The sequence below is a fragment of the Actinomycetospora chibensis genome (assembly GCF_028737215.1).
GTDB classification, from domain to species: Bacteria; Actinomycetota; Actinomycetes; order Mycobacteriales; family Pseudonocardiaceae; genus Actinomycetospora; species Actinomycetospora chibensis.
In genome coordinates this window covers 182,899-205,300 of record NZ_JAQZAM010000006.1, presented here as the reverse complement: position 1 = coordinate 205,300, position 22,402 = coordinate 182,899, and the positions used below count along the sequence as shown (strand labels likewise).

At 74.6% G+C, this 22,402-nt stretch carries 19 protein-coding genes; 10 read left to right on the top strand and 9 right to left on the bottom strand.

The window, feature by feature from the left end; all coding sequences use genetic code 11:
- Positions 1-54 precede the first annotated feature (54 nt).
- From PH189_RS11385 to PH189_RS11350, 8 genes are all read right to left on the bottom strand, one after another.
- Entirely contained in the window at positions 55-1,254 is a 1,200-nt protein-coding gene (locus tag PH189_RS11385) for an amidohydrolase family protein (protein ID WP_274188896.1), read from the bottom strand.
- A 125-nt stretch (positions 1,255-1,379) separates the two neighbouring features.
- Entirely contained in the window at positions 1,380-2,321 is a 942-nt protein-coding gene (locus PH189_RS11380; protein ID WP_274188895.1) for an MBL fold metallo-hydrolase, read from the bottom strand.
- Between the two features lie 10 nt (positions 2,322-2,331).
- Entirely contained in the window at positions 2,332-3,222 is an 891-nt protein-coding gene (locus tag PH189_RS11375; protein WP_274188894.1) for a fumarylacetoacetate hydrolase family protein, read from the bottom strand.
- Positions 3,222-4,313, bottom strand: a complete 1,092-nt coding sequence (locus tag PH189_RS11370; protein WP_274188893.1) for a hypothetical protein — start codon at positions 4,311-4,313, stop codon at positions 3,222-3,224. The genes PH189_RS11375 and PH189_RS11370 overlap by 1 nt, the downstream gene beginning before the upstream one ends.
- A gap of 109 nt (positions 4,314-4,422) precedes the next feature.
- Positions 4,423-5,292, bottom strand: a complete 870-nt coding sequence (locus PH189_RS11365; RefSeq protein ID WP_274188892.1) for a LysR family transcriptional regulator — start codon at positions 5,290-5,292, stop codon at positions 4,423-4,425.
- A 56-nt stretch (positions 5,293-5,348) separates the two neighbouring features.
- On the bottom strand, positions 5,349-5,621 hold the full coding sequence (locus tag PH189_RS11360; RefSeq protein ID WP_274188891.1) for a hypothetical protein: 273 nt from the start codon (positions 5,619-5,621) through the stop codon (positions 5,349-5,351).
- Between the two features lie 223 nt (positions 5,622-5,844).
- On the bottom strand, positions 5,845-6,855 hold the full coding sequence (locus PH189_RS11355; RefSeq protein ID WP_274188890.1) for a putative T7SS-secreted protein: 1,011 nt from the start codon (positions 6,853-6,855) through the stop codon (positions 5,845-5,847).
- A complete protein-coding gene (locus PH189_RS11350) occupies positions 6,855-7,169 on the bottom strand; it encodes a hypothetical protein (RefSeq protein WP_274188889.1) in 315 nt (104 codons plus the stop codon). Before PH189_RS11350 ends, PH189_RS11355 begins: the two co-directional genes overlap by 1 nt.
- Before the next feature lie 91 nt (positions 7,170-7,260).
- Here PH189_RS11350 and PH189_RS11345 point away from each other — a divergent pair, with 91 nt between their 5' ends.
- The 6 genes from PH189_RS11345 (at position 7,261) to PH189_RS11320 (ending at position 11,245) form a co-directional block, all read left to right on the top strand.
- The gene (locus tag PH189_RS11345; protein ID WP_274188888.1) at positions 7,261-7,959 is read left to right on the top strand and encodes an SDR family NAD(P)-dependent oxidoreductase; all 699 of its coding nucleotides are present in this window, start codon (positions 7,261-7,263) and stop codon (positions 7,957-7,959) included.
- Entirely contained in the window at positions 7,956-9,002 is a 1,047-nt protein-coding gene (locus PH189_RS11340; RefSeq protein WP_274188887.1) for an S-adenosylmethionine:tRNA ribosyltransferase-isomerase, read from the top strand. The genes PH189_RS11345 and PH189_RS11340 overlap by 4 nt, the downstream gene beginning before the upstream one ends.
- Positions 8,999-9,388, top strand: a complete 390-nt coding sequence (locus tag PH189_RS11335; protein WP_274188886.1) for a hypothetical protein — start codon at positions 8,999-9,001, stop codon at positions 9,386-9,388. The genes PH189_RS11340 and PH189_RS11335 overlap by 4 nt, the downstream gene beginning before the upstream one ends.
- A gap of 45 nt (positions 9,389-9,433) precedes the next feature.
- A complete protein-coding gene (locus PH189_RS11330) occupies positions 9,434-10,213 on the top strand; it encodes a MerR family transcriptional regulator (protein WP_274188885.1) in 780 nt (259 codons plus the stop codon).
- Positions 10,214-10,349: 136 nt separating this feature from the next.
- Positions 10,350-10,682 carry a PE domain-containing protein gene (locus PH189_RS11325; RefSeq protein ID WP_274188884.1) on the top strand — a complete coding sequence of 111 codons (333 nt, stop codon included), beginning with the start codon at positions 10,350-10,352 and terminating at the stop codon, positions 10,680-10,682.
- 11 nt (positions 10,683-10,693) lie between these two features.
- Positions 10,694-11,245 carry a DUF3558 family protein gene (locus PH189_RS11320; RefSeq protein ID WP_274188883.1) on the top strand — a complete coding sequence of 184 codons (552 nt, stop codon included), beginning with the start codon at positions 10,694-10,696 and terminating at the stop codon, positions 11,243-11,245.
- A gap of 160 nt (positions 11,246-11,405) precedes the next feature.
- Here the strand turns inward: PH189_RS11320 and PH189_RS11315 are convergent, their stop codons facing one another.
- Positions 11,406-12,353 (bottom strand): zinc-binding dehydrogenase, encoded by a 948-nt coding sequence (locus tag PH189_RS11315; protein ID WP_274188882.1) that lies wholly within the window; start codon positions 12,351-12,353, stop codon positions 11,406-11,408.
- A 152-nt stretch (positions 12,354-12,505) separates the two neighbouring features.
- Between PH189_RS11315 and recC the strand changes: the two genes are divergently transcribed.
- The 4 genes from recC (at position 12,506) to PH189_RS11295 (ending at position 22,397) form a co-directional block, all read left to right on the top strand.
- A complete protein-coding gene (gene recC / locus PH189_RS11310; RefSeq protein WP_274188881.1) occupies positions 12,506-15,742 on the top strand; it encodes an exodeoxyribonuclease V subunit gamma in 3,237 nt (1,078 codons plus the stop codon).
- A complete protein-coding gene (locus tag PH189_RS11305; protein ID WP_274188880.1) occupies positions 15,739-19,119 on the top strand; it encodes a UvrD-helicase domain-containing protein in 3,381 nt (1,126 codons plus the stop codon). The genes recC and PH189_RS11305 overlap by 4 nt, the downstream gene beginning before the upstream one ends.
- A complete protein-coding gene (gene recD / locus PH189_RS11300; protein WP_274188879.1) occupies positions 19,116-20,987 on the top strand; it encodes an exodeoxyribonuclease V subunit alpha in 1,872 nt (623 codons plus the stop codon). The genes PH189_RS11305 and recD overlap by 4 nt, the downstream gene beginning before the upstream one ends.
- 99 nt (positions 20,988-21,086) lie before the next feature.
- A complete protein-coding gene (locus PH189_RS11295; RefSeq protein ID WP_274188878.1) occupies positions 21,087-22,397 on the top strand; it encodes an SLC13 family permease in 1,311 nt (436 codons plus the stop codon).
- Positions 22,398-22,402 lie beyond the last annotated feature (5 nt).

The following is a 22,402-nucleotide window of genomic DNA, read 5'->3' as shown; positions in this document are numbered from 1 at the left end:
CGATCGGGCTCTCTCAGGCCGTCTAGCGCTTCCGCGAGACGGCCGGATACTCCGTCAGAGGCGAACGCCCGCGCGCCACACGGCGCGGACGTCGCGGGTGGCGGTGACGTCGTCGAGCGGGTCGCCCTCGACGAGCAGCAGGTCGGCGCGCTTGCCCGGCGCGATCCGGCCGCGGTCCGCGAGGCCGAACACGTCCGCCGGCAGCGAGGTCGCGGCGCGCAGGACGTGGCGCGGCGTGAGGCCCGCGCGCGCGAGCAGCTCCAGCTCGAGGTGCATCGACGCCCCGTGCAGCACCGCCGCGGCGTGGCCGGGGACGTCGTTGGCGTCGGTGCCGGCGAGGATCGTCGCGCCCGCGTCGACGAGGCGACCGACGTTCCCGGCCGCGTGGTCGTAGGACACGCCGGGCGCGGTGCTGACGGGCAGATGGCCCCGGTCGCCGGCGCGCAGGGCGGCGGCGACCTCGGGGTCGAGCCCCGCGAGCAGGCGCGGGTCGGCGAGGAGCTCGTCGGTGCTGGCGGCGTCGGCCCGGGCCCGCATCATCGCCAGCGTCGGGCAGACGACGAGGCCGGCGAGGTCGGTGTCGAGGACCAGGTCGTCGATCGGGCCGTCCAGCGGGACGTGGGTGAGGACATCGACCCCGGCCTCGAGCGCGGTCCGGAACGCCCACCGGGTCGGCGCGTGCGCCACGGTCTGCAGGCCGTGGGACCGCGCGGCCGCGCACACGGCGGCCACCGTCTCCGGGCTCAGGGTGGGGCGGGTGACGTCGGCGCTGTTCTCGACGAAGATCTTGAGGTAGTCGGAGCCCTCGCGGACGCGGTCGCTCACGAACTGCTCGGCGTCCTGCGGACCCGAGAGCCCGGGCATGCGCCAGCCCGACGGATCGGGCGGGAGCATCACCGCGGGCCAGCCGTCGACCGCGCCGGCCATGAGCCCCGAGCTGCGCAGGTCGGCCTCGTCGGTGCGCGCCCGTGCCCGTCGCCGGAGCATCGCGGTGAACTGGGGCGGCGCGGAGAACATGTCGAGCACCGTCGTGACGCCGTGGCGAAGGTCCTGGCCGAGGTTGCCGGCGCCGCGCAGGTGCACGTGCGCGTCGATCAGCCCGGGCAGCAGGGTCATGCCCCGGCCGTCGACGTCCCCCGTCCCGTCGTCCGCCCCGGGGCGCACGGCGGTGATCACCCCGTCCTCGACGGTCACGCTCGCCACGCCGAGGGCGTCGTTCCCGTCGAACACCCGCGCGCCGGAGATCGTCGTCATCGCTCTGCCTCCCCTGCCGACAGGGGACCAGGGTCGCATCGCACCGAGATCAGCAGGGCGGAAGAGACCTCCCGAGGACCTCGAGAGGTGGGTTTCGCCGTGCTGATCCTCCCGGGCGGCGGGTCTCAGGCGAAGCAGGTCAACGGGCCGCCGTGGTAGGTGACCATGTCGTCGAGCGCGCCGAAGACGTCGATCGTCCCGCCACGCTCGAGGCCGTCGAGCTCGGCGTAGGCGCGGTGGAGGTTGCCGACGATGCGCTCGGCGTCGGGCCAGTCGGTGAACCGGCCGAGGTCGGTGTCCCGCGCGGCCTGCAGCGGGGTGACGCCGGCGGCGCGGCCGCGTTCGGCGACGTCGAGGACGAAGCGCAGGTAGTCCAGCGTCGCGTCCAGCGGCGCCCGGTCGTGGAACACCGGCCCGTGGCCGGGCACGATCGTCTGCGCACCGAGGGGCACCAGGACGTTCTCGAGCACGTCGATCGCACCCGCCACCGAGCCCATGAGCAGGAACGGCGTGCCGCCGTGGAAGACCAGGTCGCCGCAGAACAGCGTCGAGCGGTCGGGGAACCAGACGATCGAGTCGTTGGTGGTGTGCGCCGGGGTGCCGACGTGGAGCACCTCGCCGCGCAGGTCGCCGGCGTGCACCGCGACGCGGTCGGTGAAGGTGATGAACGGCGGGTCGAGGGGCAGGTCGCCCCATTCGGGGTTGTGCCAGTACGGCAGTTCGCGGGCGGGGCCGAACGCGATGGCCTCGGACCGCGTCTTCTCGTGCGCCACGATCGCCGCGTTCCCGAAGAGGGCGTTGCCGAAGGTGTGGTCGCCGTGGTGGTGGGTGTTCACCAGGGTGCGCACCGGCCGGTCGGTCACCGAGGCGATCGTGTCCAGGAACGCGCGGGTGCGCCGCTCGGTGGAGCACGCGTCGATCGCGGTCACGCCCTGCGGGCCGACCACGAAACCGGTGTTGTTGATCCACCACGTGCCGTCGGGCTGGATGTAGGCGTGGATGCCGTCGGAGACCTCCTCGCACCGCGGGGGTCCGGGGACGGTGATGTCGTCGTGACGGGAGCTCATCGGGGTCTCCTCAGCGCAACGGGATGGGATCGGGACCGGGAACGACGCCGGCGTCGACGGCGCCGAGGCCCTCGGCCTCGAGGTGTACGCGGTCGCCGGGGACCAGGTAGGGATACGCCTGCGCACCGTGCACGCGCGAGAGCTCGAGCAGGCAGCCGGTGCCGACCGTGCCGGAGCCGATGAGGTCGCCGGGCACGACGCGGGTGCCGCGTGACGCGTAGGCGATCATCTCGGCGAAGGTCCAGTACAGGCTGTCGAGACGGCCCGCGCTGCACGGCCGGTCGTTCACGGACGCGGACATGGCGGCCCCGGGCACCAGCTCGTCGGGCGTGAGCATCCACGGCCCGCAACTCGAGGCGAAGTCCTTGCCCTTCGCCGGGCCCAGGTTGAGCGCCATCTCGGCGCCCTGGAGGTCGCGGGCGCTCCAGTCGCAGAACAGCACGTAGCCCGCGATGTGGTCGGCGGCGTCGGCCGGCGCGAGGTCGCTGCCCTCGCGGCCGATGACCGCGGCGATCTCGAGCTCGTAGTCCAGCGCCCGGGTGCCCGGCGGGACGGCGACGTCGGCCTGCGGCCCGCGCAGCGACGCGGGGTTGGTGAAGTAGAAGACCGGCTGCTGGTACCAGAGCGGGTCGACCTCCAGCCCGATCGCCGCGCTCGCCGTGACGACGTGCTCCTCGAACGCCATGAAGTCGCGGATCGAGGGTGGACGCGGGATCGGGGCGAGCAGCTCGACGCCGTCGACGGGCGGCTGGTCGGCGGCAGCGCGGGCCGCGGCGTCGAGGCGGTCGTCGCTGATCAGCGCGAGCAGCGTCGTCGGCTCCGGGACGGGATGCAGGCGCTCGTCGCGCCACACCCCGACCCGTTCGGCGCCGTCGGCGTCGCGGAAGGTGCTCCAGCGCATCAGGCGAGCTCGGCCCGGAGCTGCTCGGCCGCCTTCGCCATCGAGACGAGCTTCCCGCGCGCCATCGGCCGTGGCAGCGAGAACAGGCCGCAGTCCGAGGTCAGGTGGACGCGGTCGGGCGAGACGTGCTCGAGGGCCTTGCGCACGCCCGCGGCGATCGCGTCCGGCGTCTCGACGACGAGCCGCTTGATGTCGATGCAGCCGACGCCGAGGCCCTTGTCGCTGGGGAAGCGCGACCACAGGTCGAAGTCCTCGTCCGGGAAGCCCGTCTCGGCGAAGGCGTACTCGACGGCGTCGACCCGCAGCTCGTTCGCGACGAGCTCGTGGAACCCGGCGTACGGCGTGATGCCGACCGGGACGCCGCTGGCGAGGTGGCAGATGTGGAAGATCGTCAGCGCGTCGACGCCCTCGAGCGCCTGGTTGAGCGTCTCGACGACGAGGGGGTAGTCCTCGGGCTGGTGCAGGGTGAAGCCGACGTCGTCGAGCTGGAGCACCTCGACCCCGGCGGCGACGGCATCCTTGAACTCGGCGTTGTAGGCCGCCGCGAGGTCGCGGTAGAGGGCCTTCTTGTCGTGGTAGTGGCGGTCGGTCAGCCAGCCGGCGAGGTTGGCCGGGCCCATCCCGCTGCAGAACTTCACGGTGCGGGGGCTGACGGCGCGCGCGCTGCGCCACAGGTCGGCGAGGTGCATGGTGCCGCGCCCGATCGGGCCGGTCACGGCCGTCTCGCTCCACGTCCCGGCGAAGGGCGCCGCGGTCTCGGTGCCGAACATGTCGAACAGGTGGTTCGGCGCGGGCTCCACCGTGATGCCGTCGAGGTGGTAGGCGGGGTAGAGCAGGAACGACGAGATGAAGCCCTCGTGGCGGTCGTACCAGAGGTGGCCGTCGGTGGGCAGGTCGATGCCGGCGTCGATCTGGTCGCCGATCATCGCGCGCACGCCGTCCGAGTAGGCCTCGGCGAAGTCGCCACGGCGCATGGCCACGCGGATGTCCTCGCCGCCGAGGTCGAAGGTGTTCCACTTCGGCCGCGGGTAGGAGCCCACCGCGGTCGTCGGGAAGAGGTGGCCGAAGTGGTCACTGAGTCGCCGGGCCATCGTGGCCTCCCACGTCGTCGGGGTCGGTCGTCGGGGTCGTGGACCCACCGTGGCCCAGGTCGTCCGCCGGATCAGGTGCCGTTTCGGTTGCGATCCGTCCCTTGACAGCTCAGGCGAGGGTGACGAGATCCGCCGCCTGGCGGAACGCGAGTGCGATGCGCGAGTCGTCGTCGACGCGCGTGGCCACCGAGACGTGGCACTGCTCGCCCGCCAGCGGGACGAACCGCACGTCGGGGCGGGCGAAGAAGCGCCGCGCGGGGTCGCCGTGGATGCCGAGCATCCCCGACGTCGCGACCGCCGCGGGGATCGCGGCGGGGGTGCGCACCACCGGGCTGCGGCGCGACACCTGCATCGCCGGCCCCGCCCACCGCCCGAGGCCGGGATGGCGCCCGATCGGCCGCACCCACGCCGACCCTCCGACGTCGTCCTCGTCGAGGTGCTCCGCGTCGGCGAACGGCGACGAGACCGGGACGACCGCGACCCGGTCCGCCGTCAGCACGTGGTCGAGACGCAGCCCGTCGACCGGCCCGACGTCGTGGACCACCGCGACGTCGACCTCGCCCTCGCGCACGGCGTCGAACTGCGAGTCCCAGTCAAGCTCGATGTGCACGAGCAGGCTCTCGGGGAGCTGGGCCTGCACCAGGCGGCGCAGCGCGGTCCAGCGGTCGGCCGCTCCGAAGCCGAGGATCCCGACGCGCACGACGCCGTCGTCGTTCGCCGGCTGCGCGTCGCGGACCGCCGCGGCGAGGTCGTCGACGCGCGCCAGCACGTCGCACGCCCGTTCGACGAGGCGGACCCCGGCCGGGGTGAGGGTGACGCGGCGGCTCGTGCGGTCGAAGAGGCGGGCCCCGACCTCCCTCTCCAGCGCGCGCACGTGCCGCCCGAAGGCCTGCGGGGCGATGTAGTGGCGCTCCGCAGCCTTCCGGAAGTGCAGTTCCTCCGCCAGCGTCACCGCGTAGCGGAGCGCCTGGATGTCCATGGGAACGCCTCCGTGACCGGCGACGCTACTGCGCGGTGGGGCTGGGAGGAACGGGTTCAGGTGTCGCGGGCCGCCTCGATCCGGCGCGCGACCTCGTCGCCGGCGGGAGTGTTGTCGATCCAGACCACGTTGCCGGGGACGAGGGCGCATTCGGGGTCCCACCACTCCCGGCGGACGCGCGTCAGACCCTCGTCCTTCGACAGGGACCACGGCTCGAAGCGGGGATTGAGTTCGCCGAGGCGGGCGAGGTCGTGCTCGACGAGCAGTGTGATCGCCCGCAGCGTCGCCTCGCGGACCGCGTCGGGTGAACCTGGTTCGGCAAGGCTCACGAGGAATCGGGCCTCAGCCAGGCTGACCCAGTCGTCCTGCCCTCGAAGAAGGATCTTCGCCGCACCGTCGTCATCTGTCAGCGCCGGGGTAGATGAACTTTCCACTGCTCTCCGTTCGGCAGATTGGCGTCCAGTGTCGGGCCTCCGGACTTCGAATCGTCGCGCAGCCCGATCTGCGTTCCGTCGGGAAGAAGTACCGCCTGTCCCCGGTAGCCGCCCCAGCTCACCGATGTGCCGTTCTCGGCGAGTTCCTCGTAGAGGTCGCGGACGGCCTGCGCATTCGGGAGTACGCGGATGCGCTCGTTGTCGCCGGGTTCGCCCACGGTCGGGATCCGCTCCGCAGGCGCGAGCGGCAGGTCCGCTCCGGCGTCGGCGTCCGCGGCGACCGTGAAGGCCGCGACGCGGTCGTCGCCGACCGCGTGGGCGATCGCGTCCGCCGCGCCGACGCCGGCGATGCCCACGCCCGTCGCCACCCCGGCGAGCGACAGTCCGCCCAGGGGACACCCGCGACGGCGCCGATTCCGGTCGCGTCGAGGGCCACGGACCCGACGACTCCGGCGGCGCTGACCGCGGCCAGCGCGCCGCCGCCGACCACGGCCGCCACGTCGAGCGGGTTCCGGAGCAGGGCGTTCCCGACCGAGGCCAGCGCATTGCCCGCCTCCGCCGCGACCGCGCCGGCACCGTCGGCGAGCTCACTCCAGAACCCCGGTGCGGCCGGGGCGGCGGCGCAGGCCGCGGTGACCACGGCGGCGGACCGATCGCCGGAGTCGCGCACGTGCTGCCGGGCCTGGGCGAGGAGCCGCTGCGCGTCGGCGCGTGCGCCGTCCCCGGGGTCGAGGAAGGGCACGGGTGCGGCGCCGTTCGCGATCGCCCGGTCGTACTGCGCGCGGGCCGTCGCGGACGCCATCTGCGCCTCGCGCCAACGGATGACGGCCTCGGCGGCCCGACCCCGCGCCCACTCCAGCGCGGCGGCGTGGTCGTCGGTGGCGCGGGCGGCGTCACCGAAGGCCGTGGCGGCGTCCTGCCAGCGTCGGGGCTCGGGAGCGAACGCCGCGCGGAAACCGTCCGCCGCCGGCCCGGACCAGCCTTCCGGCGTCCCGACCCGGCCGAGTCCGGTGGACGCGTCCTCGAGCGTCAGCGCGTACCGCCGGTAGGTCGCACCGGCGGTGCGCAGGACGACGGGGTCGCCGGGGATCAGGGCGGCCGGGTCCTCGGAGGCCCCCAGCTCCGGCATCAGCCCCCTCCCGGGTCGGGACCCGCACCACGCACCTGCCCGTCGAGACCGCGGGCGGCTCCGTTGTCCGCCCGCCGGTAGCCGGCCTCGGCCGCCGCGAGCCGGTCGGCGACGGCACGGCCGTCCTCGGCGAGCGCCTCCACACCCTGCTGCCACCGCGTGGCGAACTCCGCGAGTGCGGCGCCCAGGCGGTCGTGACCAGGCGCAGACCCGACGCCGTCGAGACGCCCGACCTCGACCTGGTCGACGGTGTCGCGCACGCCCCGGGCACTACGGCCCAGCGCCTCGAGGCCGACCGCGTACCCGCCCGCCACGGTCGTGAGGCTGGCACGACGACGGGTTCGCCGGGTGCCGTTCGGAGGAACGCTTGACCTCGACTTCCGTCCAGGTCGCACCGTCGAGCACATGAGCGGACACCAGCCCACAGCACTGATCACCGGCGCGTCCCGCGGCCTCGGGCGTGCTCTCACGGCCGACCTGGCCGGCGACGGGTGGCGCGTCGTCGTCGACGCGCGCCACGGCGACGAGCTCGCCGCCGCCGTCGCCGGCCTGCCCGGCGTCGTCACGGTCCCCGGGGACGTCGCCGACCCCGTCCACCGGACCGCGCTCGCCGAGGCCGCCGACGACCTCGGCGGCCTCGACCTGCTCGTCCTCAACGCGAGCCTGCTCGGACCGAGCCCGCAGCCCGAGCTCGCCGACTACCCCCTCGACGTGCTCGAGCAGGTGCTGCGCGTCAACGTGGTCGCGCCGCTCGGCCTCGTCCAGACACTGCGCCCGCTGCTGCGTCCCGGGGCGCGGATCGTCGCCGTCACCTCCGACGCCGGCACCGAGGCGATGGCCGGGTGGGGCGGCTACGGCATGTCGAAGGCGGCGCTCGAGCACCTCGGCGCGGTGCTGGCCGTCGAGAACCCGCAGTGGCGCGTGCACGTCGTCGACCCCGGCGACATGCGCACCGTGATGCACCAGGAGGCCTTCCCGGGTGAGGACATCAGCGACCGCCCCGAGCCCGAGACCGTGGTCCCTGCGCTGCGCGTCCTCGTCGACGGCGACCACCCGAGCGGCCGCTACCGCGCCGCCGACCTCACGCCGGCGGTGGCGTCATGACCGTGCTGCCCGTGACGTCCTTCCGGCTCCCACCGGGCGCGGAGGCCCACGAACCCCCCGAGCACCGAGGGCTCGCCCGGGACGGCGTGCGGCTGCTCGTCGCCCGTCCCGGCGTCGTCGAGCATCGGCGGTTCCACGAGCTCGCCGACGTCCTCGATCCCGGCGACCTGCTCGTCGTCAACACCTCCGCCACCCTCCCGGCCGCCCTCGACGCCCGTCACCGCGACGGGCGGGCGATGGTGCTGCACGTGGCGACCGATCTCGACGACGGCGACTGGGTGGTCGAACCACGTCGCCCCGACGGGCCCGAGCGCGACGTCGCGGCCGGCGACCGGCTCACGCTGCCCGGCGTCGTCCTCACCCTCGTCGCGCCCTACCCGGACGAGCACGCCCCGCGACGGTTGTGGCGGGCGCGGCCGTGGCCGGCGGTCGGGAGGGCGGGCTACCTCGCGAGGTACGGGCACCCGATCGCGTACGGGCACCTCGCCGGACGCTTCCCGCTCGCGGACCACCAGACCGTCTACGCCACCGAGCCCGGCAGCGCCGAGATGCCGAGCGCCGGGCGCCCGTTGTCCGAGCGGCTGCTCGTGCGCCTGATGGCGCGCGGCGTGACCGCCGCCCCGCTCGTGCTGCACGCCGGGGTGTCGAGCCAGGAGAAGCACGAGCCGCCGGCGGCCGAGCGGTTCCGGGTGCCGGCGTCGACGGCCCGTCTCGTCAACTCGGCGCGGGCGGCCGGCGCGCGGGTCGTCGCGGTGGGGACGACCGTCGCGCGGGCGCTCGAGACCGTCGCGACGCCCGACGGGACCGTGTCCTCGGGACACGGTTGGACCGACCTCGTCCTCGGCCCCCACCGCCCGGCGTGGACCGTCGACGGGCTGATCTCCGGCCTGCACGAGCCGGAGGCGAGCCACCTGGCGCTGCTCGAGGCAGTGGCCGGGCCGGCGCTCGTGGGGCGGGCGTACGAGGCGGCGGTGGCCGAGCGGTACCTGTGGCACGAGTTCGGTGACTCGACGCTCCTGCTGCCGGAGGGGGTGGCGTCGTGAGCCGGTCCACGCGGCACGCGCCGCTCCTGCTGCACAACTCGATGCGGATCACCGAGGGACACCTCGGCGAGTTCCGGGTGGCCGTGGAGCGAGCGGTGGCGTTCGTCGAGGAGCACGGGCCGCAGCTCGCCGTCCAGGTCTTCATCGACGACGAGCGGCTCGTCGCCCACAGCTTCCAGCTCTATCCGGACTCGGCGGCGATCGTGGAGCACTGGCGCCTGTCCGACCCCTACATCGCGGAGGTGATGGAGCACTGCTCGGTCGAGCGCCTGGAGATGTACGGCGAGCCCGAGGAGGACGTCGTCGGGGACGTCTTCCGGCCGGACGTCGCCGGGGACGTGCCGCGGCGCGTGGTGCCGCGGCTCATCGGTTTCGTGCGTCCCTGAGCGACACTTGACCCTCACGCGACGGAAGGCCCGAGGGTGGTTCCCATGACCGAGACGGCACCGGGGACGACCACGTTGACGGTCGGCCAGGTCGCCGAGCGTTCCGGGGTGACGGTCCGGACCCTGCACCACTACGACGAGACCGGGCTCCTGCGCCCGAGCCGCCGGAGTGCGTCGGGGTACCGGCTCTACACCGACGAGGACCTCGTGCGCCTGCAGCACGTCGTCGTCTACCGGCGGCTCGGGTTCTCGCTCGAGGAGGTCGCCGTCCTCCTCGACGACCCCGAGGCCGACGTCGCCGGGCACCTGCGCCGGCAGCGCGCCGCGGTCATGTCCCGGCTGGACGAGCTCGGCGAGCTCGTCACGGCCATCGACCGAGCCCTGGAGGCAGAAGTGTCCGGCATCCGGCTGACCCCCGCCGAGCAGCGCGAACTGTTCGGCGAGGACTACAAGGAGGAGTACCAGGAGGAGGCGCGCGAGCGGTGGGGCGAGACGGAGGCGTGGCGTCACTCCCAGCAGCGCACCTCGCAGTACACGAAGGCCGACTGGCAGGCGATCAAGGCCGAGATGGACGAGATCCACGGCCGTTTCGTCGCCGCGCTGCAGGCGGGTGAGCCCGCGAACGGGCCGGCGGCGGTGGACGCCGCGGAGGCCCACCGCCGGCACATCACGCGGTGGTTCTACGACTGCCCGGCCGAGATGCACGCGTGCATCTCGGACATGTATGTCTCCGACCCCCGCTTCACCAAGACGTACGAGGACATCGCCCCCGGGCTCGCCCAGTACGTCCGGGACGCGGTGCACGCCAACGCGGAGCGGCAGTAGATCGCTGTCTCGGTGACGAACCCCTGCAGATCTGCGGGGGTTCGTCACCGAACCCTGGATCTTCGCTCGAATCGCACCCACGGCGGGGCATCGGTGGCTAGCGTGAGCTGTCGGTGATCAGGAGGAGGGCGACGCGATGACCCAACCCGTCGGCGGGTCGTTCGCCGTGGACATCGCCCGGGCGCCGAAGGCGATCCGGGAGTTGGAGCAGGCTCGGGAGGAACTCCGGAGCATCAAGAACGAGGCCCAAGCGCTCGGGCAGGTGAACCCTCCAGCGCGAGACCAGGTCAGTCTTGACGCCGCTCAGCTGTTGGGTCAGGTAGCCACAGGCGGGGCCACTTCATTCATGCAGGCGCTTGACGACGGAATTCAAGAAGTGTCGCGAATGATCGAATCCCTTCGCGCAGGATTCGAGGCCTATCGGGCCGGCGACGCAGAAAACGAAGATCAGCTGCGTCAGCTGTCATGAAACGAGCTGGCGTGCTCGTCGCGCTCCTGCTCGTCCTCGGCGCTTGCGCGCAAGAAAGTCCCTCGCCTCCGGCCTCCACTGTCGATCGCTTCGGCGCGCCGCCGGTGGAGTCTCCTCGCGACGTTCGCCCACTACGCCAAGACCCGTGCGCTGGGCCGTTGGACGCACGGGGCTGGCGGGAACTCGGATTCGAGGCGGCGGGCGCTGTTCAGACCCTCATGACCGGGGACAGGTTGTGTGACCGAGAAGGGCTCAACGGTGCGCGGGCGCTGTCGTTCATTCTCGTCCCCGGGAGAGATGTCCTCGTTGATACCTACAGGGTTAGGCAGTTCGCCCTGTTCCGCCCCATGACGGTCGGTCCACTCCCGGCAACCGTGGAGCAGAGTGCGCCCGACAGTATCTCCTGCACAGTCACCGTCGGGACGGCTGAGAACCAGGGCTTCATCCTGAATCATTCTGAGTACGAGCTGGGTTCGGACGGGCAGGCGAATGATCCCTGCGGCCGAGCGCTCCGGGTCGCCGAGCGGATCGTCGCCTCCCTCCCACCCCTCCCCCCCAAGTAGGAACCGTGTCCTCAGGACACGGTTCGTCGCGCCCCACCCCGCCCCCTGCCGCACATCGAAAATCCCGATCCGTGGAGAGATCCCGATCCGTCGAGCGAACGCTCCGCTCAGCGGAACGCCCGCTCCAGAAGTGCAGATCTCGCCACGCCCACCCCGGGCCTCACGGCACCAGCAGCGTCTTCCCCACCGCATCACGCGCCGCGATGGCCGCGTGGGCGTCGGAGGCCTTCTCGAGCGGGAAGGTCTGGCCGATCACCGGCCGGTAGCGGCCCTCCGCCGCCTCGACCAGGGTCCGCTCGACGTGTGCTCGCCGGGCGGCGCGGTCGAGGCGGGGGAGGTCGGTCAGACCCGTCACGGCGATGCGCCGACGCGCAGCCTCGTCCGGGTCGGGCGACGCGAACTCACCGCCCGCCGTGCCGTAGGAGACGAAGCGGCCGCCGTCGGCCACGATCGCGAACGCCGCCCGTCCGAGCGCGCTGCCGGCGCCGTCGAGCACGGCGTCGACGGAGCCGACGTGGGAGGTCCACGACGGGGACCCGTAGTCCACGACCTCCGCGGCGCCCAGCGAGCGCACGAGCTCCGTCTTCACCGAACCCCGCGCCGCTCCGACGACGTGCACCCCGCGCCGCGTCAGCTCCTGGACGAGCAGGACCCCGGCGCCGCCGGCGGCCGCCAGGACGAGCACCCGCTCGCCCGGAGACGGAGCCACGGCGTCGAGCAGCGACTGCAGCGTCGGACCGTCGTGCAGCAGGGACACGGCCTGCTGGTCGGTGAGGCCGTCGGGGATCGGGATCAGCTCCGACTCCGGCACCACAGCTCGCTCGGCATAACCCCCGACCGGGATCTCCGACCCGCTCACGACCTGCTTGGTGTCGGCGACGACGCGGCGCCCGGCGCAGGTTCCCGCCACACCACTCCCCGGCACGTAGGGCGGGCGGACCGGGAAGAAGCCCTCGCCCCACCCCGAGCGCAGCAGCGTGTCCAGGAACATCACGTCGGACGCGGACGCGGCGATCACTGCCTCGCCGGGTCCCGGCTCCGGATCCGGGACGTCGACGGGACGCAGCACCTCGGGCCCACCGAACTCCTCCACCAGCACCGCACGCATGGCCACTCCTTCCGCCGGACGACGCACCCGAGGCTGCGGCCTGGAGGAAGGTCGAGGTCAAGACACGCACGAGCCCGGCGGGCAACGCTGTCGGCCCCCTCGTCTAGCGTCGCGACTCGAGCAGGATCGGGTCGCCAGGGGGAGGTGGGGGCGTGCTGCACGTACACCGGGCGGAGCGCGCCGACCGGCTCGTCGAGGCCCTGGCCGACGTGCTCGCCGACCCGCCGGACGACCCCTTCGCTCCCGAGCTCGTCGCCGTCCCGACGCGCGGGATCGAGCGATGGCTCGCGCAGCGGCTGTCCCACCGGCTCGGCGTCACCGGCGGGGACGACGGGGTGTGCGCCAACGTCGTCTTCCCGTCGCCCGCGGACGTCGTCGGGCGCGTGCTCGCCGTCCCGGACGAGGACCCGTGGCGTCCGGAGCGCCTGGTGTGGCCGCTGCTCGAGACCATCGACGAGTGCGCCGAGGAGCCGTGGTGCGCGCCGCTCGGGGCCTTCCTCGGCGTCGGCGACCAGGGGGACACGCGACGCGGGCGCCGGTTCGCTGCCGCGCGCCACCTCGCCCGGCTCTTCAGCCGCTACGCCGACCACCGGCCCGCGCTGGTCCGCGCCTGGGCGGACGGGGACGACACGCAGACGCCCGACGACCTTCGCTGGCAGCCCGAGCTGTGGCGCCGGCTGCGGGCGCGGGTGGCGACGGTGAGCCCGGCCGAGACGGTCGCGGACGTCCGCGTGCCCGCAGGCCGCTTCCCGGCACGCCTCTCGCTGTTCGGGGCGACCCGGCTCTCGGACACCGAGCTCACCGTCCTCGACGCCCTCGCCGTCGACCACGACGTCCACCTCTGGCTGCCCCACCCCTCGCCCGCGCTCTGGACGAGCCTCGAGGGGTGGGAGGGCAGCCGGCGTGCCGACGACACGAGCGCGCAGGCGGTGGCGCACCCCCTGCTCGCGAGCCTCGGGCGCGACGTCCGCGAGCTGCAGCTGCGCCTCTCCCGCCCGGGGCGCGCCGCGCGCACCGACCGGCACCACGCGGCGGCCACGACGCCGACCACCCTGCTCGCCCAGCTCCAGGACGACCTGCGCCACGACCGCGCACCCGTGGCCCGCCCCGCGGTCGACGACGGCAGCATCCGCGTGCACCGCTGCCACGGTCCGGACCGGCAGGTCGAGGTCCTGCGCGAGACGATCCTCGGCATCCTGCGCGCCGACCCGACGCTCGAGCCGCGCGACGTCATCGTGCTGTGTCCGGACATCGAGACGTTCGCCCCGCTCGTCACGGCGTCCTTCGGGCCGGGTGACGGGGAGGCGACCGCCCACCCCGGGCACCGGCTGTGGGTCCGGCTCGCCGACCGCTCGCTGCGCGAGGTCAACCCGCTGTTCGGCACGCTCGCCACGCTGCTCGACCTCGCCGACGCGCGGGTGACGGCCTCCCAGCTGCTCGACCTCGCGGAGTCCGACCCGGTCCGCCGCCGCTTCCGGTTCGACGACGAGGACCTCCCGCGCCTGCGCGAGCTCGCCGAGCGCGCCGGGGTCCGCTGGGGGCTCGACGCGCCGCACCGTGCGGCGTTCTCGCTCGCGCGCTTCGGCGAGAACACCTGGTCGCAGGGGCTCGACCGCCTCCTGGTCGGCGTGGCCATGTCCGCCGACGGCGGCGACTGGCTGGGCGACGCGCTGCCGCTCGACGAGGTCGACTCCGGCGACGCCGAGCGCGTCGGGCGCCTCGGCGAGCTGGTCGACCGCGTGGGCGCGGTGCTCGAGGACCTGCGCGGCGAGAAGCCCCTCGCCGCGTGGATCGACGCCCTGCGCCGGGGGCTCGACGGCCTGACGGCCACGGTCCCGGCCGACGCGTGGCAGCTCGCGCAGGCGCGCGCGGAGCTCACCGCGGTGCTCGAGAGCGCCCCGCACGACCCGACGATGACGCTGCACGACGTGCGGGCGGTGCTCGCCGACCGCCTCGCCGGGCGCCCCACCCGCGCCAACTTCCGCACCGGCACGCTCACGGTGGCGACGCTGATGCCGATGCGCTCGGTGCCGCACCGGGTGGTGTGCCTGCTCGGCATGGACGACCAGGTCTTCCCCCGCGAGACCCGCGCGGACGGCGACGACGTGCTGGCCCGCGACCCGCGCGTGGGCGAGCGCGACCCCGCCGCCGAGGACCGCCAGCTGCTGCTCGACGCGATCGTCGCCGCCACCGACCACCTGGTGGTCGTCCACTCCGGCGCCGACGAGCGCACCGGCGCCGACCGGCCGCCCGCGGTGCCGATCGGCGAGCTGCTCGACACCCTCGACGCCACCTTCGCGTTCGCCGACGGGCAGCTGGCTCGCGACCACCTCACGCGGCGCAATCCGCTCCAGCCGTTCGACGCGGGCGATTTCGACGCCAGCGCACCGTTCTCCTTCGACGGCGCGGCCCTCGCCGGCACCCGCGCGCTGCGCGCCGAGCGCTCGGCCGTCGTGCCGTTCCTGCCGGGCCCGCTGCCGGCGCGCCCGCGCGGGCCGCTCGACCTCGACGACCTCGTGCGGTTCGTCGAGCACCCGGTGCGGGCGTTCCTGCGCCAGCGCCTCGGGGTGTTCGCCCGCGGCGAGGAGGAGGAGACGGCGGAGGCGGTGCCGGTCGAGCCCGACGGCCTCGCGCGCTGGGCGATCGGCGAGCGCCTGCTGCGCGACCGGCTCGACGGCCGCGACGTGGTGGCCTGCATGGAGGCGGAGCGCCGGCGCGGGGATCTCCCGCCCGGCCCGCTCGGCGACCGTCTGGTGCGCGACATCGGCCGTCAGGTCGAGCCGTTGACCGCCGCCGTCACCGGGCTGCGCGACGCGGCCGCCACCGACGTCGACATCACCTCGGACACCCTCGTCGGCTCCGTCGCCGGGGTGCACGAGTCGACGCTGGTCACCGTGACGTTCTCCCGGCTGGCGCCCAAGCACCGGCTACGCGCGTGGATCGGCCTGCTCGCGCTCAGCGCCGCCCACCCCGACCGCAGCTGGCGGGCCGTCACCGTCGGCCGCGGTTCCTGGGACAAGCCGACGGCCGTCTCCACTCTCGGGCCGCTCGAGCCCGAGGTGGCGCAGAAGGTGCTCGCCGACCTCCTCGCCCTGCACACCGACGGCATGCTCGAGCCGCTGCCGCTGATGTGTCAGACGTCGGAGGCGTACGCCCAGGCGCGGGCGACGAAGGGCGAGAGCGCGGCCATGAACCGGGCGCGCGACAAGTGGACGAATCGCTACGCTGGCGAGCAGGACGACCCCGCGCACGTCCTCGTCTGGGGGCGCCGCCGCCTGCTCGACGACCTCGTCGGGGCGGCGACGGGCGAGGCGCCGAGCCGGTTCGCGGGGCTGGCCACGCGGCTGTGGACGCCGGTGCGCGAGGCCGAGGAGCTGGGCAGCCGATGACCGCCACGCTCACGCGCCCCTTCGACGTCTGCGGCGACCTCCCGAGCGGCACCACGGTGCTCGAGGCCAGCGCGGGCACCGGCAAGACGTACACGATCGCCGCGCTCGCGGCCCGCTACGTCGCCGAGGGTCACGCGACGTTGCCGCAGGTCATGCTCGTGACGTTCGGCCGCGAGGCCACGCGCGAGCTGCGCGAGCGGGTGCGGGGCCGGTTCGTGGCCACCGAACGCGCGCTGGCCGACCCGGCGGGTGCGCGCCGCCACGACGACCCCGTGATCCGGCTCCTCGCCGAGGGCGACGACGCCGTCGTGGCCCTCCGGCGCGCCCGGCTGGGCGCCGCGCTCGCGGGCTTCGACGCCGCCACGATCGCGACCACCCACCAGTTCTGCCAGGACATGCTCACCGGCCTCGGGATCGTCGGCGACACCGATCCCGACGGCACGTTCGTCGAGCGCATCGACGACGTGGTGACCGAGGTCGTCGACGACTTCTACCTGCGCAAGTACGCCGTCCCCGGTGCGAAGCCCCCCGACTTCGACCGCGCCACGGCGCTGGCCATCGGCCAGGCCGTGGTCAACGACCCCGGCGCGCGCATCGAGCCCGGGCGCGACGCCCCCGACGCGGCGGGGGCGCGGGCGGGGTTCGCCGAGGCCGTGCGCGCCGAGGTCGAGAGGCGCAAGCGCGGGCGCCGGTTGTTCACGTTCGACGACATGCTGTTGCGCCTGCACCGTGCGCTGCGCCATCCGCAGCTCGGCGCCGCCGCCCGCGCGCGGCTGCGGGCGCGGTTCTCGGTGGTGCTGGTCGACGAGTTCCAGGACACCGACCCCATCCAGTGGGACATCCTGCGGGCCGCCTTCCACGAGGAGTCCGCGGAGCGGCCCACGGCGCTGACCTTCATCGGCGACCCCAAGCAGGCGATCTACGCCTTCCGCGGCGCCGACGTCGTCAGCTACCTGCAGGCCGTCGAGACCGCGGGCACGCGCGAGGGGCTCACGACGAACTGGCGCAGTGACGAGCCGCTGGTCCGCGCCCTGGACACCGTGTTCGGCGGCGCCGCGCTGGGCGACGAGAAGATCGTCGTGCCGCGGGTCGGGTCCGCCCACCCGGCGCGCAGGCTCGTCGGCGCGCCCCGGCCGGCGCCGTTCCGCCTGCGGGTGCTGCCGCGCGCCGGTCTGCGGGCGCACTGGAAGACCGGGCTCCCGATGGTCGGCCCGGTCCGTGAGCGCATCGCGGCCGATCTGGCCGCCGACATCGCCGAGCTGGTCGCCGCCGACTCCCGCTGGGAGGACGGCCGGGACGACCCCTCGCTCGGACCGGGCGACGTCGCGGTGCTCGTGCGCACCAACGCGCAGGCGGGCCTGGTGCGCGAGGCCCTCGCCGCCGCCGGCGTGCCCTCGGTCCTCGCCGGGGCCACCAGCGTGTTCGCCACCGAGAGCGCCGAGGAGTGGCTGACCCTGCTCGAGGCCGTCGAGCAGCCCGGCCGCACGGGACGGGTGCGGGCGGCCGCGCTCACGGTGTTCCTCGGCCACGCCGCCACCGACCTCGACGCCCACGCCGACGCCGTCCTGCCCGAGGTCGGCGCGATGCTGCGCCGCTGGGGCGCCGCGCTGCACGACCGGGGCGTCGCTGCGTTCCTCGAGGCCGTGGCGGCGGAGACCGGGCTGGCCGCGCGGGTGCTCGCCCGCGTCGACGGCGAGCGGCGCATCACCGACATCCGCCACATCGGCCAGGTCCTGCACGCCGCGGCGGTCGAGTCGCGTCTCGGCGTCGTCGCGCTGGTCGAGTGGCTCCGGGTGCGCATGGCCGAGGCCGCTGCGGGTACCGGCGAGCTGCGTCCCGAGCGCAGCCGGCGGCTCGAGTCCGACGCCAGCGCGGTCCAGGTGCTCACCGTGCACAAGTGCAAGGGCCTCGAGTTCCCGGTGGTCTACGTGCCGTTCGGGTGGGACCGCTGGGTCTCCGACACCCCGACCGTCGTCACCCACCACGACGAGCACGGGCACCGGGTGCGCGCGGTCGGCGGGCAGGACGACCCCGCGTGGCCCGAGCACGTCGCCGCGGCCCGCGCCGAGGACGACGGCGAGGACCTGCGCCTGCTCTACGTCGCGCTGACCCGCGCGCAGGGCCAGGTCGTGTGCTGGTGGGCGCCCGCGACCACCACCGCGAACTCCGCGGTGCAGCGCCTGTTCCTCGGCCGGCCCGCCCCGGGCACCAGCCCGGACGGCGCCTACCCCGTGGTCGAGGACGAGCGCGTCCTCGCAGAGCTCAGCGTGCTGGCCGGCGACGACATCGCCGTCGAGCGGGTCGAGCCGCGCACGGCGGTGCCCTTCGTCCCGTCCGCGGGCCACGCGCACGCCCTGGCCGCGGCCCCGTTCGACCGCCCCCTCGACCTCGCCTGGCGGCGCTCGTCGTACTCCTCGCTCACCGCCGGCGCGCACGCCGGTGCCCCGGTCAGCGAGCCCGAGGAACGCACGATCGTCGACGAGGACGACCCGGACGACGCCGCGGCGCCGACCCCCGACGACGTCGAGCCCGTCCCGTCCCCGATGGCGGACCTGCCGGTCGGGGCGGCGTTCGGGACGCTCGTGCACTCCGTGCTCGAGACCGTCGACACCGCCACCGGCGATCTGCACGCCGCGCTCGCCGCCGCGGCCACCGAGGAGCTGCGCCACCATCCGCACGCCGACGTCGACGCGACGACGCTCGCCGACGCGCTCCTGCCGGTGATGCGCACGCCGCTGCCGCGCGGCGGCCCGGCCAGCCTCGCGGACGTCACCCCCGCCGACCGGCTCGCCGAGCTCGACTTCGAGCTCCCGCTCGCCGGCGGCGACCGCGCGGGCGCGGACACGCCGCTGGTGACGCTCGCCGCCGTCGCGGCGCTCCTGCGGCGCCACCTGCCCGCGGACGACCCGCTCGCCGCCTACCCCGACGCCCTCGAGCACCAGGCGCACGGCCTCGGCGACCAGGTTCTGCGCGGCTACCTCACCGGCAGCATCGACGGTGTCCTGCGCGGCCCGGACGGGCGGTTCGTCGTCGTCGACTACAAGACGAACTGGCTGGGGCCGGTGGGGCCGACCGGCCGCGAGCCGCTGACCGCCGCTCACTACGGGCCGACGGCGATGGCCACCGCGATGATCGGCGCGCACTACCCGCTGCAGGCCGTGCTCTACGCGGTCGCGCTGCACCGGTTCCTGCGCTGGCGGCTGCGCGGCTACGACCCCGCGACCCACCTCGGGGGCGTGCTCTACCTGTTCCTGCGCGGCATGTGCGGCCCGGACACCCCGGTCGTCGGGGGCACGACGTGCGGGGTCTTCGCGTGGTCGCCGCCGCCCGCGCTCGTCGTCGAGCTCGGCTCCCTGCTCGACGGGGGCCCGCGGTGAGCGCGCCGACAGTCGCCGGCGACCTCCTCGCCGAGGACGGCATCCGTTTCGCGACGCGGGCCACGGGCCTGCTCGCCGCGTTCAACGCGCGCGGCGTCCTCGCGCCCACCGACGTCCATGTCGCGCGCCGCCTCGGGCGCCTCGGCGGCGAGGACGACGAGCAGGTCCTGCTCGCCGCCGCCCTGGTGGTGCGCGCGCTGCGGGCCGGATCGGTCTGCCTGGACCTCGCCGCCGTCGACCGTACGGTGCTGGCCGAGGGCGACGAGGTCGTCGACACCTCGGACCTGCCGTGGCCCGACCCCGTCCCGTGGACGGCGGCTGTCGCCGCGTCTCCCCTGGTCGCCGACGACGCCGCCACCGCGGCCGGGCGCCCGTTGCGGCTGGTCGACGGCCTGCTCTACCTCGACCGGTACTGGCGCCAGGAGGAGCAGGTCCGCGCCACACTCGGGCAGCGCGCGGCCGCCCCGCCCCCGGACGTCGACGAGGACCGGCTCCACGTCGCGCTCGACCGCCTCTTCCGCGCCCGCGAAGGAGGCGAGGGCGCCCCGGACGATGCCCAGCGCCGCGCCGTCGCCGTGTGCACCCTGCGCTGGACCAGCGTGCTCGCCGGCGGCCCCGGCACCGGCAAGACCACCACGGTCGCGACGCTCCTGGCGGTGCTGCGCGACCAGGACCCGTCGTTGCGCATCGCGCTGGCCGCCCCCACGGGCAAGGCGGCCGCGCGGCTGTCGGAGGCGCTCGCCGAGGTCGACCTCCCGGCCGCCGACCGCGCCCGCATCACGGGGCTGTCCGCCTCGACGATCCACCGCCTGCTCGGGCCGATCCGCGGGTCGTCGCGGTTCCGTCACGACCGCCACCGGCACCTGCCCTTCGACGTGGTGGTGGTCGACGAGACGTCGATGGTGTCGCTGACGCTCATGGCCCGGCTGCTCGAGGCCGTGCGCCCCGACGCACGTCTCGTGCTCGTCGGCGACCCCGACCAGCTCGCCTCGGTCGAGGCGGGCGCGGTGCTCGGCGACCTCGTCGCCGCGCCCGCCGACCCGGAGCCGGTGTTCGACCGGGCCCTGGAGCGCGTCGGCGCGCCGGGCCCGCCGGTGCGCGGCGGGGTGACGGTGCTGGACCGCACCTGGCGGTTCCACGGCACCATCGCCACGCTCGCCGCCGCGATCCGCGAGGGCGACGCCGACGCCGCGGTCGCCGCCCTGCGCGCCGGGCACCACGACGTGGTTTTCGTCGAGGACGCCGACCTCACCACCCGCGACCCGGGCGGCCTGCGGGAGCTGCGCGAGGAGGTCGTCGGCGGCGCCGCCGAGACCGAACTCGCCGCGCTCGACGGTGACGCGTCGCTCGCCCTGACGCGCCTCGACGAGCACCGCCTGCTGTGCGCGCACCGCCGCGGCCCGTGGGGCGTGACCCGGTGGGCCGCCGACGTCGAGCGTTGGATGCTCGAGGCCGGGCCCGTCGCCGACCGCGACGAGGAGTGGTACCCCGGACGCCCGCTGCTGGTGACGGCCAACGACCACGACCGCGGCATCTACAACGGCGACACCGGGGTGGTGATCTCCACGCCTCGGGGGGCCCGGGCGGTGTTCGCCCGGGGCGGGGCGCCGGTGGAGATCGCGCCGGCCCTGCTCGACGGCATCGCGACCGTCCACGCGATGACGGTGCACCGCGCCCAGGGCAGCCAGTTCGCCCGCGTCTCGGTGATCCTGCCGCCCGCCGAGTCGCCGCTGCTGACCCGCGAGCTGCTCTACACGGCGGTCACCCGTGCCCGCACGATGGTGCGGCTCGTCGGCAGCGAGGACGCCGTCCGGGCCGCGATCGCCCGACCCATCGGACGGGCCTCGGGGCTGCGGCGACGCCGCTGATCGGGCGTACCCGCGCGTCGGGATTGACGCCGCGACCACCCGTATGGGCGAATCCTCCCCTCGGCGGGCGGGGTGGCCTGCCCGGCGGGAGGAGAGCGCGTGACGCCGGTGGTCGTCTCCATCGTGGTGCTGGTCGCGATGTTCGTGATCGCGACCGTGCTGCCGATCAATCTCGGCGCACTCGGGTTCGTGGCGGCGGCGGGCGTCGGCGTGCTCGTCGTCGGCATGAGCCTCGACGACGTGCTCGCCGGGTTCCCCGGCGATCTGTTCCTCATCCTGCTCGGGCTGACCTACCTCTTCGCGGTCGCCCACCAGAACGGCACCGTCGACCTGCTGGTGCGCTGGTCCATGCGCCTCGTGCGGGGCCATCTCGTCGCCGCACCGTGGATCTTCTTCACCCTGTCCGCGGTGTTCTCGGCGATCGGCGCGCTGTTCGCGGTCGCGATCGTGGCGCCGCTGGCGATGCCGTTCGCCCGCCGCTACGGGGTGGACCTGCTGCTCATGGGCATGATGGTCGTCCACGGCTCGCTGGCGGGCGCCTTCTCCCCGATCAGCGTCTACGGCACCTTCGTGGCCGGCGTCGTGGGCCCGACGGGGATCCCGTTCAGCCCCACGGTGCTCTTCCTCGCCCCGCTCGTGATCAACCTGGTGATCGCCGCGGTGCTCTTCGTCGTCCTCGGCGGCCGGTCCCTGGCCGGGGTGCGGGTGGTGCACCACGTCCCGGTGGGGGGTCCGGAGGGCCAGGACACCGGGGAGGACGCCGGGGAGGACGGCGGGGATGACGCCGGGGAGCAGCAGGAGGCCCCGCCCGTCGACCGCGCCCAGGTGCTCACGCTGATCGGCATCCTGGCGCTCGCGGTGGGCACGGTGGCGTTCGGCCTCGACGTCGGCGTGCTGTCGCTGACGATCGCGGTGGTGCTCGGGATCCTCTGCCCGGCCGGGCACCGCGAGGCCGCGGGCGGCATCGCCTGGTCCACGATCCTGCTGGTCTGCGGCGTGCTCACCTACGTCGCGGTGCTCCAGGAGGCGGGCACCGTGGACTACGTCGGGCAGGCCATCGTCGCGCTCGGCGTCCCGCTGATCGCGGCGCTGCTGCTCTGCTACCTCGGCGGCGTGCTCTCGGCGTTCGCGTCGTCGGCGGGCATCCTCGGCGTCGCGATCCCGCTGGCGCTGCCGTTCCTCCAGCAGGGGGCGGTGAGCGCGATCGGGCTGGTCGCGGCGCTCGCGGTCGCGTCCACGGTCGTCGACGTCAGCCCGTTCTCGACCAACGGCGCGCTGGTGCTCGCGTCCACACCGGCCGACGTCGACCGGGAGGCGTTCTACCGGCGCATGCTCGTCTACAGCGGGATCGTCGTGGTGACGGGCCCCCTGCTGGCGTGGGCCCTGCTCGTCCTGCCCGGATGGCTGTAGGAGCC

Bases quoted from the DNA above. Each gene is read 5' to 3' on its own strand.
- PH189_RS11370 (WP_274188893.1), bottom strand. From the start codon at position 4,313: ATGGCCCGGCGACTCAGTGACCACTTCGGCCACCTCTTCCCGACGACC.
- PH189_RS11345 (WP_274188888.1), top strand. From the start codon at position 7,261: ATGAGCGGACACCAGCCCACAGCACTGATCACCGGCGCGTCCCGCGGC.
- PH189_RS11330 (WP_274188885.1), top strand. From the start codon at position 9,434: ATGACCGAGACGGCACCGGGGACGACCACGTTGACGGTCGGCCAGGTC.
- PH189_RS11375 (WP_274188894.1), bottom strand. From the start codon at position 3,222: ATGCGCTGGAGCACCTTCCGCGACGCCGACGGCGCCGAACGGGTCGGG.
- PH189_RS11340 (WP_274188887.1), top strand. From the start codon at position 7,956: ATGACCGTGCTGCCCGTGACGTCCTTCCGGCTCCCACCGGGCGCGGAG.
- PH189_RS11315 (WP_274188882.1), bottom strand. From the start codon at position 12,353: ATGCGTGCGGTGCTGGTGGAGGAGTTCGGTGGGCCCGAGGTGCTGCGT.
- PH189_RS11365 (WP_274188892.1), bottom strand. From the start codon at position 5,292: ATGGACATCCAGGCGCTCCGCTACGCGGTGACGCTGGCGGAGGAACTG.
- PH189_RS11305 (WP_274188880.1), top strand. From the start codon at position 15,739: ATGACCGCCACGCTCACGCGCCCCTTCGACGTCTGCGGCGACCTCCCG.
- PH189_RS11380 (WP_274188895.1), bottom strand. From the start codon at position 2,321: ATGAGCTCCCGTCACGACGACATCACCGTCCCCGGACCCCCGCGGTGC.
- PH189_RS11385 (WP_274188896.1), bottom strand. From the start codon at position 1,254: ATGACGACGATCTCCGGCGCGCGGGTGTTCGACGGGAACGACGCCCTC.
- PH189_RS11325 (WP_274188884.1), top strand. From the start codon at position 10,350: ATGACCCAACCCGTCGGCGGGTCGTTCGCCGTGGACATCGCCCGGGCG.
- PH189_RS11355 (WP_274188890.1), bottom strand. From the start codon at position 6,855: ATGCCGGAGCTGGGGGCCTCCGAGGACCCGGCCGCCCTGATCCCCGGC.